This is a genomic window from Actinoplanes sp. L3-i22 (assembly GCF_019704555.1).
In the GTDB taxonomy this organism is placed as follows: domain Bacteria; phylum Actinomycetota; class Actinomycetes; order Mycobacteriales; family Micromonosporaceae; genus Actinoplanes.
On record NZ_AP024745.1, the window covers coordinates 6,406,554 to 6,424,577 of the forward strand.

13 protein-coding genes are annotated in these 18,024 nt (G+C 72.0%); 7 read left to right on the forward strand and 6 right to left on the reverse strand.

Translation table 11 applies throughout. The features are described from left to right. The first annotated feature begins 114 nt into the window (after positions 1–114). Genes L3i22_RS28900 through L3i22_RS28910 form a run of 3 tightly spaced genes read left to right on the forward strand, consistent with a single transcriptional unit; the run spans position 115 to position 5,223 of the window. A complete protein-coding gene (locus L3i22_RS28900; protein WP_221320682.1) occupies positions 115–1,746 on the forward strand; it encodes an amidohydrolase in 1,632 nt (543 codons plus the stop codon). Between the two features lie 18 nt (positions 1,747–1,764). After that, positions 1,765–3,216: an APC family permease gene (locus L3i22_RS28905; RefSeq protein ID WP_221320683.1), complete on the forward strand. Its 1,452-nt coding sequence runs from the start codon at positions 1,765–1,767 to the stop codon at positions 3,214–3,216. 57 nt (positions 3,217–3,273) lie between these two features. Next, the gene (locus L3i22_RS28910; RefSeq protein WP_304523477.1) at positions 3,274–5,223 is read left to right on the forward strand and encodes a primary-amine oxidase; all 1,950 of its coding nucleotides are present in this window, start codon (positions 3,274–3,276) and stop codon (positions 5,221–5,223) included. A gap of 2 nt (positions 5,224–5,225) precedes the next feature. Here the strand turns inward: L3i22_RS28910 and L3i22_RS28915 are convergent, their stop codons facing one another. The 3 genes from L3i22_RS28915 to L3i22_RS28925 all read right to left on the reverse strand — a co-directional run bounded on the left by L3i22_RS28915 (position 5,226) and on the right by L3i22_RS28925 (position 8,819). Continuing rightward, positions 5,226–5,840 (reverse strand): TetR/AcrR family transcriptional regulator, encoded by a 615-nt coding sequence (locus L3i22_RS28915; RefSeq protein ID WP_221320685.1) that lies wholly within the window; start codon positions 5,838–5,840, stop codon positions 5,226–5,228. Then, positions 5,833–6,663, reverse strand: a complete 831-nt coding sequence (locus tag L3i22_RS28920) for an alpha/beta fold hydrolase (RefSeq protein WP_221320686.1) — start codon at positions 6,661–6,663, stop codon at positions 5,833–5,835. Before L3i22_RS28920 ends, L3i22_RS28915 begins: the two co-directional genes overlap by 8 nt. 68 nt (positions 6,664–6,731) lie before the next feature. Continuing rightward, positions 6,732–8,819: a UvrD-helicase domain-containing protein gene (locus L3i22_RS28925; protein ID WP_255657228.1), complete on the reverse strand. Its 2,088-nt coding sequence runs from the start codon at positions 8,817–8,819 to the stop codon at positions 6,732–6,734. A gap of 319 nt (positions 8,820–9,138) precedes the next feature. On the opposite strand from L3i22_RS28925, the gene L3i22_RS28930 reads away from it, so the two are divergent. Beyond that, positions 9,139–10,416 (forward strand): RICIN domain-containing protein, encoded by a 1,278-nt coding sequence (locus tag L3i22_RS28930; protein ID WP_255657230.1) that lies wholly within the window; start codon positions 9,139–9,141, stop codon positions 10,414–10,416. A 41-nt stretch (positions 10,417–10,457) separates the two neighbouring features. On the opposite strand, the gene L3i22_RS28935 is transcribed toward L3i22_RS28930, so the two are convergent. The 3 genes from L3i22_RS28935 to L3i22_RS28945 all read right to left on the reverse strand — a co-directional run bounded on the left by L3i22_RS28935 (position 10,458) and on the right by L3i22_RS28945 (position 13,683). Continuing rightward, positions 10,458–11,690, reverse strand: coding sequence for a hypothetical protein (locus L3i22_RS28935; protein ID WP_221320687.1), 1,233 nt, complete (start codon positions 11,688–11,690; stop codon positions 10,458–10,460). Positions 11,691–11,836: 146 nt separating this feature from the next. Beyond that, positions 11,837–12,727: an MBL fold metallo-hydrolase gene (locus L3i22_RS28940; RefSeq protein WP_221320688.1), complete on the reverse strand. Its 891-nt coding sequence runs from the start codon at positions 12,725–12,727 to the stop codon at positions 11,837–11,839. Positions 12,728–12,795: 68 nt separating this feature from the next. After that, complete coding sequence (locus L3i22_RS28945) at positions 12,796–13,683, reverse strand: helix-turn-helix domain-containing protein (protein ID WP_221320689.1); 888 nt, start codon at positions 13,681–13,683, stop codon at positions 12,796–12,798. 105 nt (positions 13,684–13,788) lie between these two features. Between L3i22_RS28945 and L3i22_RS28950 the strand changes: the two genes are divergently transcribed. From L3i22_RS28950 to L3i22_RS28960, 3 genes are all read left to right on the forward strand, one after another. Beyond that, a complete protein-coding gene (locus tag L3i22_RS28950) occupies positions 13,789–16,671 on the forward strand; it encodes a GH92 family glycosyl hydrolase (protein WP_255657233.1) in 2,883 nt (960 codons plus the stop codon). A gap of 219 nt (positions 16,672–16,890) precedes the next feature. Next, the gene (locus tag L3i22_RS28955; protein WP_221320690.1) at positions 16,891–17,463 is read left to right on the forward strand and encodes a uridine kinase; all 573 of its coding nucleotides are present in this window, start codon (positions 16,891–16,893) and stop codon (positions 17,461–17,463) included. Between the two features lie 83 nt (positions 17,464–17,546). Then, positions 17,547–17,969 (forward strand): SRPBCC family protein, encoded by a 423-nt coding sequence (locus L3i22_RS28960; RefSeq protein ID WP_221320691.1) that lies wholly within the window; start codon positions 17,547–17,549, stop codon positions 17,967–17,969. The last annotated feature ends 55 nt before the right edge of the window (positions 17,970–18,024 follow it).

Sequence of the window (18,024 nt, forward strand, 5' to 3'; positions counted from 1 at the left end):
TGATGCCGCGCATCAAAAAATACCTTCCGGCATTTCACCAGTTTGAAATGGATCTCCGGCAAGGTCAACCGCCAAAGTTTGGGTCACATCGCAAAGAACTCCAGGAGGCCTGTTGTGACATCCGCGGACTGGATCTTCCACGGCGGCGCGATCCACACGATGACCGGCCGGGCTGCGGCCGCGGTCGCGGTGGCGGCCGGCAAGATCATTGCAACCGACGACGACGTACGGGCGGTACGCGGCCCGAAGACCGAGGTCGTGAACCTGGCGGGCGGCGCCCTGCTGCCCGGTTTCCAGGACGCGCACGTCCACCCGGTCCCGGCCGGCCTGCAGCTGACCGGCTGCGATCTCGCCGCCGTGCACGGCCTGGACGACTACCGCGCGCTGATCGCCGCCCACGTCCGCGACCACCCGGGCCCCGGCTGGGTGCTCGGCTCGGGCTGGTACGGCGACGTCTTCCCGGGCGGCTTCCCGGACCGGCACGAGCTGGACCGGCTGATCCCGGACCGGCCGGCCGCGTTCCTCAGCCACGACGCGCACGGCGCCTGGGTCAACTCGGCCGCCCTGGCCCGCGCCGGGATCGGCCGGGACACCGCCGACCCGCACGGCGGGGCGATCCACCGCGACGCCGCCGGCGAGCCCACCGGGATGCTCAGCGACGCCGCGTCCGACCTGGTCATGCGCCTGGTCCCGCGGCCGGACCGGGCCGCCCAGGAGCACGCGCTGCGGACCGCGCAGCGGCACCTGCACGCGCTCGGGATCACCGGCTGGCAGGACGCCGCGGTCGGCGACGTGTTCGGCACGCCCGACCCGTTCGAGGTGTACCGGGCCGCCGAGTCGGCCGGCTGGCTGACCGCCAAGGTGACCGGGGCGCTGTGGTGGGACCGGGACGCCGGCGCCGAGCAGGTCGAGCGGCATCTGGCCCGGCGCGCCGAGACCCTCGGCGGACGGTTCCGGGCGACCGCGATCAAGATCATGCAGGACGGGGTGTGCGAGAACCTGACGGCCGCCGTGCTGACGCCGTACGCCGGAAATCCGCATCTCCACGGACCCAGCTTCCTCGCCCCGGAGGTCCTCGCCGAGGTGGTCCGGCGCCTCGGCGCCGAGCGGTTCGACGTGCATCTGCACGCGGTCGGCGACCGCGCGGTGCGGGAATGCCTGGACGCGGTGGAAGCCTCCGACCCCGGCTGGGACCACCGGCACCAGATCGCGCACCTCGACCTGATCGACCCGGCCGACGTGCCCCGGCTGCGGGCCCTGCGCGTGATCGCCAACCTGCAGCCGCTGTGGGCCCGGCTCGATCCGGTGCTGGTCGAGACGAAGTTGCCCTACCTGACCGCCGGGCAGCAGCGGATGCACTTCGCGTTCGGCACCCTGGCCGCGGCCGGCGCGCCGCTCGCGATGGGCTCGGACTGGCCGGTGTCCAGCCCGGACCCGCTCTGGGGCATCCACACCGCGGTCAACCGGACCGCGCCCGGCGCCGACCCGCACGCCCGGGACGAGCGCGCGCAGACCGAGCCGCTGCTCGCGCACGAGCGGCTCGTCGTCGAGGCGGCGCTGGCCGCGTACACGATCGGCGCGGCCCGGGCGAGCCGGCGCGACGACACCACCGGTTCCCTCGAGGTCGGCAAGGCGGCCGACCTCGTGATGCTCGACGCCGACCCGGCCGCCGTGCCGGCCGGCGAGCTCTCCGCCATCCGCGTGCAAGCGACGTTCGTCGACGGCGTGCCCGTCTACGGCAGATAACCCCGAACAGGAGTCCTCGTGGACCTCTCCACCAGCCTCGCGCGTGAGCAGACCGGCCGTCTGCACCGCACGCTCGGCCGCTTCGACATCATCTTCCTCATGATCGCCGCGGTGGTCGGCCTGGAGACGCTCGGTCAGGTCGCCGGCTACGGCGGCGAGGCGTTCACCTGGGCGCTCGTGCTCGCGGTGACGTTCCTGATCCCGTACGGGCTGATCTTCGCCGAGGTCGGGTCGACGTTCCGCGAGGAGGGCGGCGCGTACATCTGGGTGCGGACCGCGTTCGGCCGGGGCCCGGCCGCGATCGCCGCGCTACTCACCTGGGTCACCCAGCCGGTCTGGGTGGGCGGGTCGATGGCGTTCCTGGCCGCCGAGACGTTCTCCGGGCACCTCACCGAGCTGCGGCCGGGGTCGGCCGGGGACTACGCGTTCAAGCTGATCTTCATCTGGATCACCGTGGCGGCCGCGATCGTCAGCCTGCGGCGCGGCAAGTGGCTGCCGACGATCGGGGCGGTGGCCAAGGTCGGGCTGCTGGTGATCTTCGTGGTGACGGCCGGGATCTACGCCGTACGCAATGGTGTGGTTGATCTTTCGGTGGGCAGTTTCTCGCCGACCCTGGCCGGGTTGTTCGGATCGGTGCCGGTGCTGCTCTTCGCGTATCTCGGCTTCGAGTCGTCGAGCAGCGCGGCCGGCGAGATGAAGAACCCGGCCCGGGACGTGCCGATCTCGATCGCCCGCTCGTGCGCGACCGCGGCGGCCTGCTACCTGATCCCGATCCTGGCGATCCTGCTGGTCATCCCGGCCGACCGGATCACCGGCATCGGCGGCCTGCTCGACGCGGTGCACACCGTCTACTCGGTGTACGGCGCCGCGGCCGGCCCGATGCTCACCATCACCGCGGTCGTGCTGATCTTCATCCTGGCCAGCCAGGGCTCGGCCTGGATGATCGTCTCGGACCGGATGCAGGCGATGGCCGCCGCCGACGGCTCGTTCTTCGGCGGCTTCTTCGGCAAGTTCTCGGCCACGCTGGGCACGCCGGTCCGGGTGAACCTGCTCTCCGGCGTGGTCGCCACGGTGTTCATGCTCGCGTCGATGCGGATCACCGGGGACAGCGCGGCGGTCTTCGGCGTGGTGCTGACCATCTCGATCTCCACGTTCCTGCTCAGCTACCTGCTGGTCATCCCGGCCGCGATCCGGCTCCGCCGGGTCGACGCCGAGCGGCCGTTCCGGGTGCCGGTCTCCGACCGCGGGTTCGCGCTGCTCGGCGGGCTCTGCTTCGCGTGGGTGCTGCTCGGCTCGTGGGTGGCGGTCTTCCCGGGCACCCTCGAGGCGCTCTTCGGCGTCGACTACGCGTTCACCGACGTCTGGGGCGTCAGCCAGGCCCGGTTCGAGGCCTTCACCCTCGGCACCCTGGCGGTCCTGCTGATCCTCGGCGCGGCCGGTTACCTGCGCGGCGCCCGGGTCCGTTCCTGAGGTTTCCTGATTCAGGTCATCAGCAATCACCTGCCTCAAGCACCAGCTCGCAGTGCCATACTTTGCGACGCACCGCAAAGAACAAGGAGAGCCGCCGTGACCCACCCCCTGGACCGTCTGACCCGTGACGAGATCGCGCACAACCGGCGGATCCTCGACGAGCACGGGCTGATCGGGCCGGCCACCCGCTTCCCGCTGGTGATGCTGGTCGAGCCGGCGAAGGCCGCGGTCCTGGCCCACCGGCCGGGCGATCCCTGGGACCGGCGGGTGGGGACCGTGCTGCTCGACCGGGCCACCGGCGAGGTGCGGGACGTGCTGGTCTCGCTCACCGACGGCAAGGTCCTCGACGCCCGGGTGGTGGACGTCCGGGCCGAGGGCCAGCCGCCGATCATGGGCGAGGAGTTCGCGCTGGTCGAGAAGATCCTCTGGGCCGCGCCGGAGTGGTGCGCGGCGATGGCCCGGCGCGGGCTGACCGAGCCGTCCCGGATCCGGATCTCGGCGCTGAGCGCCGGGGTGTTCGACATTCCGGGCGAGGAGGGCCGCCGGCTGGTGCGCTGCCTGTCGTTCCTGCAGCTCGGCGACGACGACAACGTGTGGGCGCACCCGGTCGACGGGATCGTGGCCTACGTCGACCTGATCACCGGCGAGGTCGTCGAGCTGATCGACGACGGCGACTTCGCCGTGCCGCTGGCCGCCCAGGACTTCCACCTCCCGCAGGTCGAGCGGGTCAGCCAGAAGCCGATCCGGATCACCCAGCCCGAGGGGCCGAGCTTCAGCGTCGACGGGAACGTGGTGACCTGGGAGAAGTGGCAGTTCCGGATCGGGTTCGACCAGGTCGAGGGGCTGACCCTGCACCAGATCGGGTTCGCCGACGGCGGGCGGGTGCGGCCGATCGTCTACCGGGCGTCGGTGGCCGAGATGGTGGTCCCCTACGGCGACCCGTCGCCGGTGCGGTTCTGGCAGAACTACTTCGACGCCGGGGAGTACTCGCTCGGCAAGGACACCAACGCGCTCACGCTCGGCTGCGACTGCCTCGGCGAGATCCACTACTTCGACGCGGTGATCGCCGACGACGACGGGCACCCGCGGCACCTGCCGAACGCGATCTGCATGCACGAGGAGGACTACGGCCTGCTCTGGAAGCACACCGACATGTACAACGGGTCGTCGTCGGTGCGGCGCCAGCGGCGGCTGGTCATCTCGTTCTTCATCACCGTCGGCAACTACGACTACGGGTTCTACTGGTACCTGTACCTGGACGGGACGATCGAGCTGGAGTGCAAGGCGACCGGGGTGGTGTTCGCGTCCGCGCACCCGGGCGGGGACTACCCGTGGGCCAGTGAGATCGCGCCGGGGGTCGGGGCCCCGTACCACCAGCACCTGTTCTCGGCGCGGCTGGACATGGCGATCGACGGGGCCGGCAACGCGGTCGACGAGGTGGACGCGGTCCGGGTGCCGGTCTCGGCGGCGAATCCCTACGGGAACGCTTTCACCCGAAAGGCCACCCGATTGCGTACGGAGTCGGACGGCGCCCGGATGGCCGACGGCACCGTCGGCCGCACCTGGCACATCTCCAACCCCGCGGTCCTGAACGCGGTCGGCCGGCCGGTCGGCTACACGCTGCACCCGGAAGGGCAGCCGACCCTGCTCGCCGACCCGTCGTCGTCGATCGCCCGCCGGGCCGCCTTCACCACCCGGCACCTGTGGGTGACCGCGCAGGACGACACCCAGCGCTATCCGGCGGGCCGGTTCGTGAACCAGAACCCCGGCCTGACCGGCATCGACACCTGGGTCAAGGCGGACCGGGAGATCGACGGGACCGACATCGTGGTGTGGCACACCTTCGGGCTGACGCACTTCCCGCGACCGGAGGACTGGCCGATCATGCCGGTCGACCGCACCGGGTTCACGCTCAAGCCGTCCGGCTTCTTCGACCGGAACCCGGCCCTGGACACCCCGGCCCCGCAGGCCCACCCCGCCCCGGGCGGCTCGTGCTGCGCCGGCTGAGGTCAGGTCGCGTGGAACTCGCGGCTGCCGGGGTCGGCGCCACTGTCGCGCGGGGCGTTCCGTAAGCCGGCGATCAGCGAGTCGACCAGGAAGCGGAAGCTGCGGTCGACGTCGCGGGGCAGGCCGAAGCCGCCGGCCACCTCCAGGCTGACGAAGCCGTGCACGGTCGAGCGCAGCACCCGGGCGGCGTCGACGGCGTGCGTGCCGTGCAGCTCGAAGCCGGCCAAGACGTCGTACATCAGCCGCATGACGTCGTTGCTGACCCGGCGGAACGCCTCGTCGTCGTCGCCCGGCCCGGGTGCCCGGACCGTGGCGGCGTACCGGCCGGGGTGGTCCAGCGCCCAGCGCCGGAACGCGTCGGCGAACGCCCGGACCGCGCCCTCGCCGGACTGGCCGACCGCGGCCCGGGACACCGTCTCGGTGAACTCGCCGATGGCCCGCAGCGTGATGCCGCGGCGCAGCGCGTCCAGCGAGTCGACGTGCTTGTAGAGCGACGGGGTGCGCACGCCGAGCCGCTCCGCGAGCAGGCCCATGCTGAGCTTGTCGAAGCCGATCTCGTCGGCGAGCGCGGCCCCGGCCTCGATCACCGCAGCCGGGGCGAGGCCGGCCCTAGGCACGGGCGTTCGCCTGCAGGAAGGTGACCATCAGGGACACCGTTTCGTCGGGGAACTGCACGTGCGGGTAGTGACCGGCGCCGTCGATCATCGCAAGGCGGGCCCGGCCGGCCGGCATCGCGGCCACGATCGCCTCGCCCTCGGCGCGCGGGTCGGTCCAGTCCGGGTCGAGCGTGCCCTCGACGATCAGCGCCGGGCAGCGGACGTTGCCCAGCTGGGCGCCGGCGTCGGCGGGCGAGGTCTGGGTCATCTTCTGCAGCGCCTTCATCCGGCCCGGCTCGCGCAGCATCGCCTCGACGCCGGCCAGGTCGGTGGCCCAGTCGGCGGGCTTGGCGCCCGGGTAGGCCAGCTCCAGGTAGCCCTTCCACGAGGAGAGGCTGCCCAGCATCGTGCCGGCCATCTTGACCGTGCCCTTGCGGTACGCACGGTGCGTCAGGTCGCCCAGCTTGAACGCCATCGCCCGGGTGAACGGCGCCAGCTCGACGATCCCGCTGATCAGGTCGGGCGCCTGGGCCGCGGCGATGGTGGCGGCGCCGCCGGAGATCGAGTGCCCGACCAGCACGGCCGGGCCGCCGAGGTGCCGGATCAGCGCGACCAGGTCCCCGGCGATGTCGGTGCGCGAGTAGGACGCCCACTGCGCGCTGGACTCGCCGGCACCGCGAATGTCGGTGGTGGCGACCCGGTAGCCGGCGGCGGCCAGGCGCGGCGCGACGAACCGGTACGCGCTGCGGCTGTTCCCGATGCCGGGCGCCAGCACGACCAGCGGCCCCTCGCCGGTCACGTCGTAAGCGATCGTCCCGCCGTCGACGGTCAGGTACTCGGTCATGTCGTTCTCCCCAGATTCGGTTCGGCTATCTCCGTTAGCCAGAAAGCTACTCGGATTAGCTTTGCCCGTCAAGCCGCCCCCGGATCGCTGATCTCCAGCCGGCCGAGCTCCTGGGTGCAGCGGGTCAGCGCCACGTACAGCCCGTTCCAGCCGCGCGGCTCGGCGGCGATGCCGTCCGCGTCGATCAGCAGGGTGGCGTCCCACTCCAGGCCCTTGGCCTGGGTCGCGGTCAGCACCGGCACGCCGTCGAGCGCGGCCCGCAACTCGGCGACGCGGGCCGCCGGGGCGACCACCCCGACGGAACCTCCGGACCACCGCCGGCCGAGCTCGGCGACCGCCTGCGACGCGGCCGCGGCGACATGCGCCGAGGCGACGGTACGGATCCACGGGGCGATGCCGGACGACCGGACGGCCCGCGGCGGCGCGTTGCGGCTGCCCGCCGCGGCCAGCACCGGCCCGGTCAGCTCCATCACCTCGCGCGGCGTGCGGTAGCAGACGGTCAGCTCGGCCGCGGTCCAGCGCTCCCCGAGCACCGCGTGCACGGCCCGCTCCCAGCTGGTGTTGCGGTGCGACGCCTCGGCCTGGTCGATGTCGCCGACCGCGGTGATCGACCGGGCCGGGCAGCGCCGCACGACCATGTGCCACTGCATCTCGGACAGCTCCTGGGCCTCGTCGACGACGACGTGGCCGTACACCCAGTCGCGCTGGTCGCGGGCGCGGTCGGCGACCGGGACGCCGTACGGCGAGGAATTTCCGGTCTTGATCTCCCCGAGCAGATCGGCGACCGCGTCGAGCAGTGGGATGTCCCCGGGCGCCCACGCCTCGGGCTCGGCGGTGACCAGCGCGATCTCGGCTTCGGCGAGGTCCGGCGCGAACCGGCCGAGCAGCGCCGGATCGCCGAGCAGCAGCCGCAGCGTGTGCGCCGGGTCCCGGGTCGGCCACCAGGCCTCGACGAACCGGGCGATGGCCGGATCCTCGGCGATCCGCTCGCGCAGCTCCTCGACCTCCTCCTCGGAGAGCAGGCCGTCGATGTCCGAGCCGGTCTGCGCGGTCCGCTCCGGGCCGGGTTGCGCGCGCCGGTCGAAGTTCGCGAGCAGCTCCTCGTAGCCCTCCTCCATCTCGGCGAGGAGCGCCTCGCGCTGCTCGGCGACCGCCCCGGCGAGCAGGTGGTGCAGCTGGTCGGCGAAGGCGGCGCGGGCCCGGTGGTACGAGCGCCCCCGGGTCGCCGAGGCCAGCGCCTGCCGCACCGCCTCGGCCTCGATCCGGTAGAACTCGCCCGCCCAGCGCAGCCTCAACGGCCGGGCCGGCGGGAGCAGCGAGGTCACGTACCGGTCCAGCGCGTCCTGCCAGAGCGCCCGGCCCTTGATCTCGGACACCGTGCGGCTCTCCGCCCGGCCCACCGCGACGCCGGGCAGCAGCGTGTCGCAGGTGGCCGCGACGATCGCGGTCTCGCCGAGCGCCGGCAGCACCTGCGCGATGTAGTCCAGGAAGCGCGGCGACGGGCCGAGCACCAGCACCGCCTGGTCGGCCATCTGCTGGTGGGTGAAGAGCAGGTAGGCGACCCGGTGCAGGGCGACCACGGTCTTGCCGGTGCCCGGCCCACCCTGCACGATCAGCGGACCGGTCGCCTCGGCGCGGATGATGTCGTCCTGCTCGCGCTGCAGCGTCGCGATCGCGGTCGACATCCGGCCGGTGCGCCGCTCGTCGAGCGCGGCCAGCAGCGCGCCCTCGCCGACCAGGTCACCACCCGCGGAGCCGTCGAGGGGCTCGTCGTCGACGCCGGTCACCAGGCCCGCGCCGGTCCGGATGTGCCGGCGGCGCGCCTGGCCCAGGGGTTCGCGCGCGGTCGCGGTGTAGAACGGGCGGGCGGCCGGGGCGCGCCAGTCCACGATCAGCGGGTCGGCGTCCTCGTGCTCGTGACGCAGCCCGGCCGGTCCGATGTGCCGGATCGTGCCGTCCAGCCCGTCCAGCCGGCCGAACACCAGGCCGTCGCCGGCGCGGCCCAGGTCGTGCAGCTGTTTGCGGAGGCCGCGCTGCCGGGCGGCGGCCAGTTCGTCGCCGGCGGTCGCCAGCTCGGCCCGCAGCTGCTCCAGCAACTGATCGCGGCGGGCCATTGCCACGTCCAGGAATTGCTGCTCCTCGGCGACCGCTCGCATGTGCACTCCCCGTATCAATGGTTCCGTTCCGTCGAACGGAAACAATAACCACGGAATCGTCATTCGGCCGGTGAGAAGGCAGACATTGCATTCGACGGCCGGGTCATGTCTCGCCATCCGAATTACATTCTTGACGGCCCGCCGAAATTGTGGCCCCACACGATTCCGGGCCGGCCGGGCGGGCCGCGCCGGCCCGGGGCCGTTTGGCAGCCAGTTTAACTATTAGGACTCCTAACCTTGCGGCACGGCCATCGATACCTGAGGATGTACCGCAGCGGCGCCGCCCTCCCCCGCTCCCCTGAGGCATCGAGGTATCCACGTGGCCAGAAAGCTGCTCAGACGCGCCCTAGCGGCGACGATCGCCCTGCTCACCACGGTCGCCACCGGCCTGGTCGGGCACTCCGCGCCGGCCGTCGCGGCCACCCCGTTCAAGGTGCTGGCGTTCTACAACGGCACCTGGGACGCCGCGCACATCGACTTCGACAAGGAGGCCCGGGACTGGTTCCCGAAGGCCGGCGCGCAGAACGGCTTCACCTGGGAGGCCACCACCGACTGGAGCCGGCTGAGCGCCTCCGGCCTGGCCGGCTACCAGGTGATCATGTTCCTGGACGACGGGCCGCCGGCCGAGCGCCGGGCCGCGTTCCAGACCTACGTGCAGAACGGCGGCGGGTTCCTGGGCTTCCACGTCAGCGCGTTCACCACCGACGCGAACTCCTGGAGCTGGTACTACAACACGTTCCTGGGCTCGGGGAACTTCGTCTCCAACACCTGGGGGCCGACCGCCGAGACGCTCAAGATCGAGGACCGCAACCACCCGTCCACCGCCGGGCTGCCCGCGACCATCCAGTCGTCGGTCAGCGAGTGGTACTCGTGGAGCAACGACCTGCGGCAGAACCCGAACATCGACATCCTGGCGTCGCTCGACCCGTCCACGTTCCCGGTCGGCAGTGACCCGAACCAGCAGTGGCGCAGCGGCTACTACCCGCTGATGTGGACGAACAAGAACTACAAGATGCTGTACGCGAACTTCGGCCACAACGGCATGAACTACGAGACCAACACGCGTACGTCGTCGACGTTCGAGAGCGCCCAGCAGAACCAGTGGCTGATCCAGGGCCTGCTCTGGCTCGGCGGCCAGACCACCACCACACCCCCGCCGACCGGCACCATCGACCCGGCCGCGTGGTACTCGGTGATCAACAAGAACAGCGGCAAGTGCGTCGACGCGAAGGGCGCCGGCACCGTCAGCGGCACCGCGATCCAGCAGTACACCTGCAACGCCTCGACCGCGCAGCAGTACCAGTTCGCCACCACCAGCGGCGGTTACGTGCGGATCAACAACCGCGGCAACGCGGCCCAGGCGCTCGACGTGACCGACGTTTCCACCGCCGACAATGCCAAGATCCAGACTTGGACGTACGGCGGCGGCAACAACCAGCAGTGGCAGCCGGTCGCCGAGACCGGCGGCTACTACCACCTGGTGAACCGCAACAGCGGCAAGTGCCTGGACGTCCCGGCCGCGAGCACCGCGGACGGCGTCCAGCTGGTCCAGTACACCTGCAACGGCACGGCGGCCCAGAGCTTCCGCCTGCAGTGACCGCTCCGGCGGCCCGGGAAGTCCCGGGCCGCCGGCCGGTGTCACTCGGCGGCCTTGCTCTTCTTCCACTTGAACGGCGACGAGACCAGCCCGGCGACCGACGACGCGGCCTTCCCCGCCGCCGAGCCCGCCGCGCCGGCCACCGACGTCGCCGCACCGGCGGCCGAGGTCGCGGCCCCGGCGATCGCGGCCCCGGCGCCCTTGACCACGGTCAGCGCCTGCGCCTCGTCGGGAATGCCGTCGCCGTCCAGGTCCACGCTCTGGAACGGACGCGCCACGGTGCCGGCGACCGTGCCGACCCCGCTCCCGATCGTCTGCGCGGACCCGCCCAGCCAGTTCCCGGTCGAGCGGGCCGCGTCCTGCATCGCGGCCAGCGCCCGGTTCGGCTCGAGCTCCTCCTCGGTCTTCTCCCGCAGCTCCAGGTGCGCCGGGAACTGCTCGGGCGCGTCGGCGAACGCCTCCCGGGCCGCCTCGATCACCTCGCGCCCGAACGTGAAGCGGGTGACGCCGCCGGCCACCGCGCCGGCGCTGTACTCCACCAGGGCCTGCTGCTTCGCGCCCAGGCCGGTGCGCACGTCCTCCAGCTTGCCGGTCTGCATGCCGCGCATCAGCTGCTGCGCGGCGCCGGCCGGCAGCGTGTGGGCGAGCGTGTCGGCCCAGTGCGACCAGTCCTGCCGGCCGCCCGCGATGGTCCGGCCGACGTCGACCGCGCCCGACGACCGGGCCAGATCGGCGGCCATGCCGGCGATCTGGCCCTGGGCGACACGCTCGTTGGTCAGGCCGTAGATCAGGGTGTGGGTCTTGTCCTGGTCCAGGACCATGCCGTGCAGGTCGGCCAGGGCCAGGGCGTAGAGCGCGGTGATCTCGAACTGCAGCTGCTCGTCGCCGGCCGGCAGCACCTTGGTCACCACGTGCTGGGCACCCATCTTCGTGGCGTTCAGCGCCATCTCCTTGGCGACCCGCTTCGCGGCCACCTTCGCCGCCTCCCGGCCGGCCACCTTCGCCGCGCCGCCGCCGGGAAGCAACCCGATGCCGACCTCCAGCGCGATGCTGCCGGCCGTCACCAGCCCACCGGCCACCGTGATGGCGGTGAGGTAGTGGCGCTCCAGAACCGTGACGATCTCCGCGGGCGTCGCGGCGGGATTGCGGCCCCGCACCCACATCACATACTTCCGCGCGACGGAATGCCGCCCCTTGACCGCGTTCTCGATGCCGCGCCCCGCGGCCTCCTCGGTCAATTCGGCTTCGATGACGTAGGTCTCGATATCAGTCACGGCTCATCTTTCCGGGCGCACGATATTCCATCCGGCAATTCGGGCGAATTACCGGCCCGGAATTGCTCGGTGGCCCACCGTACCCGGCATTCGGCCGGAATTCATCAGCCGGGTGTCGGGCCTGGACAGTGCCGTTCGGCCGATGGTCAGAGCCGATCGAACGGTGCCCATCCCTTGACCGCGAACGCGTCGCCGTGCCGCTCGATCTCCAGGGCGCCGTGCCCGCTCAGGTGCGCCGGCAGCACCAGCGCGTTGCTGTCCGCCGCCCAACCGAGCAGCTCACGACGGCTGCGAACGGCCTCGGCCGGGTCCTCGCAGAAGCAGCTGTTGTGCCCCAGCTCCCGCAACTGCAGCGGCGTGTGGATCAGGTCGCCGGCGAACAGTCCCCGATCGGAACCGGACACCAGCTTCACCACACCGGCACCCGGGGTGTGCCCCGGCGCGGCCGCCAGCCGCAGATTCCCGTCAATCACGTGGTGCCCTTCCCACAATTGCACCTGTCCGGCGGCGAGCACCGGCGCGACGCTGTCCTCGAACGCATTCTGGTTGACGTGCCCGACGAGTCCCGGGTGATTCGCCGGGTTCCAGTACTCGACATCGACGCGCGGCATCAGATAGGTGGCGTTCGGGAAGGTCGGCACCCATTCCCCGCCGACCATTCTGGTGTTCCATCCGATGTGGTCGAGGTGCAGGTGGGTGTTGACCACGACGTCGACGTCCTCCGGCCGCACCCCGGCCCGGGCCAGGTTGCCGAGGTAGTCCAGATCCAGGTGATCCCAGGCCTCGACGGCCGGCCGGGACTTCCCGTTGCCGACCCCGGTGTCGATCAGGATCACCCGGCCCTCGCTGCGCAGCACCCAGCTCTGCATCGCGGTGTGCACCATCTCGCCGCCGAGATGGTCCGGGGTGAGCTCGTCCCGCTGCCGTTCCCAGGCCGCGCCGGGAATGGTCGGGAAGAACGCCCCGGTCGGCATGATCGGCCCGTGCATCTCCTCGACCCGGCTCACCAGAACGTCGCCCAGCTTGATCTCGTTCATATCCGTTCTCCGTTTTTCGGGCGCACGGCAGCACCGCACGCATTGCCAGATCAAAAGAAAGAGAAGAATTATTCGGTACGGAGTGGGCGCGCCGATTCCGTCGATTCCGCGAACGCGACACTGTGCGCCAGCAGCGCCATCGCCGCCCGCGACGGTGACCCGGCCACCGTCGTCGCGATCACCACGGTGTGCCCCTGCTCGGTCTGCAGCGCCTGCTGGGTGACCGTCATCGCCCCGACCAGCGGGTGCCGCATCGCGTAGGTCGCGTCCCCACCGGCCTTGACCCGGTGCGCCGCCCACATGTCGGTGAACTCCGCACTCCGCACCGTCAACTCCCCGACCAGCGCCGACAGCGCCGCGTCGTCGGGGTACCGCCCGGCCGCCACCCGCAGCGTCCCGACCACCGCCCGCGCCTTGACCGGCCAGTCCGCGTACAGCTCCCGGGTGTGCGGGTCGAGGAACACCAGTCGCGCCAGGTTCGGCCGCTGCCGCACGTGATCCGGCGCGGCCGGGTCGAGGTGCCCGGCGAACAGGGCGTGCCCGGTCCGGTTCCAGGCCAGCACGTCGCTGTGCCGGCCGAGCACCACCACCGGCGCCTCCCCGAGCGCCTCGACCAGCTGCTCCAGCTCGGCGGTCATCCGTTCCGGCGGGGACCGGCGCGGCGCCGGCCGGGCCCGGGTGCCGGCCGCCAGGTCCCGCAGGTGGCGGCGCTCGGCGTCGTTGAGCCGCAGCGCCCGGGCGATCGCGTCGAGCACCTCGGGCGAGGCGTTCAGCGAATAGCCCTGCTCCAGCCGGGCGTAGTAGGAGGCGCTCACCCCGGCCAGCAGCGCGAGCTCCTCGCGGCGCAGGCCGGGCACGCGCCGGCGGTCGCCGTACTCCGCCAGGCCCACGTCCGCCGGCCGCACCTGCGACCGGCGGGTCCGCAGAAACTCCCCGAGGTGCCGTCTGTTGTCCACGGATCGAGTATCGGCGGCGCCCCGGCAGCCAGCCACACCCTGCCGTGGGTAGGCATGGTCCACGCGGTTGACACATCGAGGCTTGTCGAATAAACCTTGTTTCCAATGGTGACTGACATCGATGTCATTGTGGAGGGCCGCGTGCTCAGATCCCGTACCGTCGCAGTGCTGTTGGGGGTTGCCTTGAGCGTCCCGATCGGCGCTGTCGCAGCTCAGGCCGCATCTGTACCGCTCGTCGACGATCCCGCGGCCTACGTCGACCCGTTCATCGGCACGACGAACCTCGGCAACACCTACCCGGGCGCGGTGACCCCGTTCGGGATGCTGGCGTGGAGCCCGCAGACCTCGCGCGGCAACCAGATCTCGACGCCGGCGCCGGGCGGCTACCAGTACACCGCCACGAAGATCCGGGGCTTCAGCCTCACCCACCTCAGCGGCGTGGGCTGCTCCGGCGGCAACGGGGACATCCCGGTCATGCCGCAGGTCGGCGACGTCGCCACGTCCCCCACCGCGGACGCCACCGACGCGGCGTTCGCCAGCACGTTCGCGCACGCCAACGAGAGCGCCAAGCCCGGCTACTACGCCGTCGACCTGGACAGCGGCGCCGGCGCCGAGCTGACCGCGACGCCGCGCACCGGGGCCGGGCGGTTCACCTTCCCCGCCGACAAACCGGCGAACCTGCTCTTCCGTACGTCGTTGTCGGAGACCGGAAGCGAAGCCGCGACCGTGCACCTCGACGCGGCCACCCGCACGGTCACCGGCTCGGTCCGCGCGGGGAACTTCTGCGGGCCGCAGAGCACCGACAACAGCCACGCCTACTACACGCTGCACTTCGTCGCGGTGCTCGACCAGCCGTTCGCGGCGACCGGCACCTGGAAGGACGCCACGCTCACGCCGGGCGGCACCGACGAGAGCGGCGGCAGCGGGTACAGCGCGGCCGGGCGGCCCAACGCCGGCAAGGGCTCCGGCGGGTACGTGACGTTCGCGCCCGGCACGACCAGCGTGGGCATGCGCGTGGCCGTCTCGTACGTCAGCCTCGACGGCGCCCGCGCCAATCTCGCCGCCGAGAGCGAAGGCCGCGGCTTCGACCAGATCGCGGCGAAGGCGCGGGCCGCGTGGACCGCCCGGCTGAAGAAGATCGCGATCGGTGGCGGCACCGAGGCGCAGCGCCGCACGTTCTACACCGCGCTCTACCACGCGCAGCTCGAACCGACTCTGACCAGCGACGTCACCGGTCAGTACAGGGGCGCCGACGACGTCGCGCACGCGCTCCGCGGCAAGCAGCACGCCCAGTACGGCACGTTCTCCGGCTGGGACGTCTACCGCGCCCAGGTGCAGCTGCTGACGATCCTGGACCCGGCGATGGCCAGCGATTTCGCCCAGTCGCTGTACAACTACGCCGGTCAGCGCGACGGCGAATGGGACCGCTGGCTGCTGGTGCACGGCAAGACCGCGGTGATGTCCGGCGATCCTTCGGCGGCGGCGATCGCGGCCATGCACGCGTTCGGCGCCCGGGATTTCGACGTCAAGGGCGCCTTCGATTCCTTGGTACGGGCGGCCACGGTCCCGACCGCGAACGACAGCAGTGACGCCGGCTGCAACGTCGAATGCGTCGGCCAGCGCCCCGCTCTCGACAAGTACCTGCGGCTCGGCTACGTGCCGGCCGACGACTGCCACTGCTGGGGCGGCGCCGCCGAGACCCTGGAGGACGCGGCCGCCGACTACGGACTGTCCCGGCTCGCCGGGGCGCTCGGCGACAAGGCGAACCAGCAGACGTTCCTGGACCGGTCGCACAACTGGCGCAACGTGTTCGACCCGGCCGCGAAGGCCGACGCCGGTCTGGAGCACAACATCCGGGAGCAGATCGCGGCGGTCACCGCGAGCGGCGAGAACCCGCCGTACGAGGGCAAGGCCAAGGCGTTCGACGGGGACCGCGGCACGAAGTGGCTCACGTTCGCCACCACCGGCTGGGTGCAGGCGCAGCTCGCGCAGCCGCAGACGGTCACGACGTACGCGCTGACCTCGGGCAACGACGAGCCCGGCCGGGACCCGAAGGACTGGCGGCTGCTCGGCAGCGACGACGGCGCGACCTGGGACGTGGTCGACGCGCGGACCGGGCAGGCGTTCGCCCAGCGCGGGCAGACCGTCGAGTACACCGTGGCGGCGCCGAAGCCGTACCGGTACTACCGGCTCGACGTGACCGCCAACGGCGGCGAGGACATCGTGCAGCTCGGCGAGCTCGAACTGGCCGACCCCGCGGTGGCGACGCCGACCCCGCCGGACGGGCCGTTCGTGGGCTGGATGCGGGACCGGTACGCCGACGGGAGCTGGGCGCCCGGCTTCAGCCCGTCGACCGGGACCGGGTTCGTCGAGGGCAGCAGCGCGCAGTACACCTGGATGGTCTACTCCGACGTGCCGGGGCTGGCCGCGGCGATGGGCGGCAACGCGGCGGCGGCCGAGCGGCTGGACGCGTTCTTCCGCAAGCCCGACGGGACGTTCGACCTGACCGCGACGAGCAGCACGAAGTTCGACGCGACCAACGAGCCGGACATCCAGACGCCGTACCTCTACAACTACCTCGGGCAGGCGTACAAGACGCAGGAGACGGTCCGGGCGATCATCGACGGGCGCTGGAGCGACGGCACCGGCGGGATCCCCGGCAACGACGACGCCGGGACGATGAGCGCCTGGTACGTCTTCTCCGCCCTCGGCCTCTACCCGACCGTGCCGACCCGGGCCGAGCTGGCGCTGACCACGCCGCTGTTCCCGCGCGCGGTCGTGCACCTGGCCGGTGGGCGGTCGCTGAGCATCGACGCGCCCGGGGACGGGAACTACGTCACGGGCCTGAAGCTGGACGGGAAGCCCCGGAGCAAGGCGTGGCTGCCGGCGACCGCCGTCCGCGACGGTGGGCGCCTCGTCTACACCCGGGCGGCGACGCCCAGCCGCACCTGGGGTTCCGGGGCCGGTGACGTACCCCCGCAGAATTAACGGTTTTTGCTGGTGACAGCCGTCTCGACGGGGTGGCGTCGAGACGGCTGTCGCCAGGTCAGCGCCGCCCGCACCGGGCGGCAGGGCCGATCAGTCGCCGCGGTCCCGTTCCGGCCCGCGGCGCGCACTGTCCGCCCATAGAGATAGACGCCCGGCACCGCCCGGACGTTGCCTCGACAGGGGCATGATCGCCGTCACACGATCCGGTAGAAAAGTGGGATGACCCTCGACATCGCCGCGGAGATCGCCGCGTCCGTGCTCGCCCGCCCGCCGGTGTCCGGCATCCGGATCGTCGGCGTGGACGGGCGCAGCGGGACCGGCAAGAGCTTCCTCGCGGGCCGGCTGGCGACCCTGCTGGCGGCTCCGATCATCGAGATCGACGACTTCGTGTCGTGGGACCGCTTCGCCGGGTGGTGGCCGCGCTTCGAGGAGCAGGTCCTCGTGCCGCTGCTGGCCGGCCGGGACGCGACCTACCAGGCCCGGGACTGGACCGACTGGTACGGCTCCACCCTCGGCGACTGGAAGACCCAGCCGTGGGCGCCGACGATCATCCTCGAAGGCGTGACCTGCACCCGCCGGGACACGATCGGGCGCCTGACCTACGCGGTCTGGGTGGACGCGCCCGCCGAGCTGCGGCTGGCCCGCGGCCTGGCCCGGGACAGCGCCTTCCCCGGCAAGGAGGCGCTGTGGCAGACCTGGATGCGCGAGGAGGACGACTTCTTCACCGCCGACGCCACCCCCGACCGAGCCGACCGCATCGTCGACACCTCGGCCTTCGGCGCCGGCGGCTGACCGGGGAGACGCCCGAACGGGCGAACCTCGGCCGGCAGGTCGTCGCGGGAATCCGGATGTGTACCACATGGTACATTGACTGAATGCGATACGAGGAGACGGTCCTCATCGACGCGCCGGTCGCGGTGGTCTGGGGCCTGACCACGCGGATCGCCGACTGGCCGGCCTTCCTGCCGACCGTGCGGCGGCTGACCCGGCTGGACTCCGGGGAGCTCCGGGTCGGCAGTGCGGCCCGGCTCGACCAGCCCGGGCAGACCCCCGCGATCTGGACCGTGACCCGCCTGGAGCCGATGCGCGAGTTCACCTGGGCGACGCGGCGGACCGGGTTGCGCCTGACCGGCCGGCACCTGCTGGAACCGGCCGGCGCGGGCACCCGGATGACGCTCGTGCTGGAGACCGCCGGCCCGCTCGCCGGGGTGACGTCGGTGCTGTTCGGCGCCCTGCTGCGGGCGTCGCTGCGCCGCGAGAGCGAGGGTTTCGCCCGCCGGGCGACCGCCGTGCGCTGACCCCGCCGGGGTGCCGGACTCGGTCCAGGTCTCGCCCTGTCGGCCGCGGCGCCGG

Coding starts and splice junctions, on each gene's coding strand:
- L3i22_RS28950 (WP_255657233.1), top strand. CDS start 13,789: ATGGTGACTGACATCGATGTCATTGTGGAGGGCCGCGTGCTCAGATCC.
- L3i22_RS28925 (WP_255657228.1), bottom strand. CDS start 8,819: ATGCGAGCGGTCGCCGAGGAGCAGCAATTCCTGGACGTGGCAATGGCC.
- L3i22_RS28955 (WP_221320690.1), top strand. CDS start 16,891: ATGACCCTCGACATCGCCGCGGAGATCGCCGCGTCCGTGCTCGCCCGC.
- L3i22_RS28960 (WP_221320691.1), top strand. CDS start 17,547: ATGCGATACGAGGAGACGGTCCTCATCGACGCGCCGGTCGCGGTGGTC.
- L3i22_RS28940 (WP_221320688.1), bottom strand. CDS start 12,727: ATGAACGAGATCAAGCTGGGCGACGTTCTGGTGAGCCGGGTCGAGGAG.
- L3i22_RS28920 (WP_221320686.1), bottom strand. CDS start 6,663: ATGACCGAGTACCTGACCGTCGACGGCGGGACGATCGCTTACGACGTG.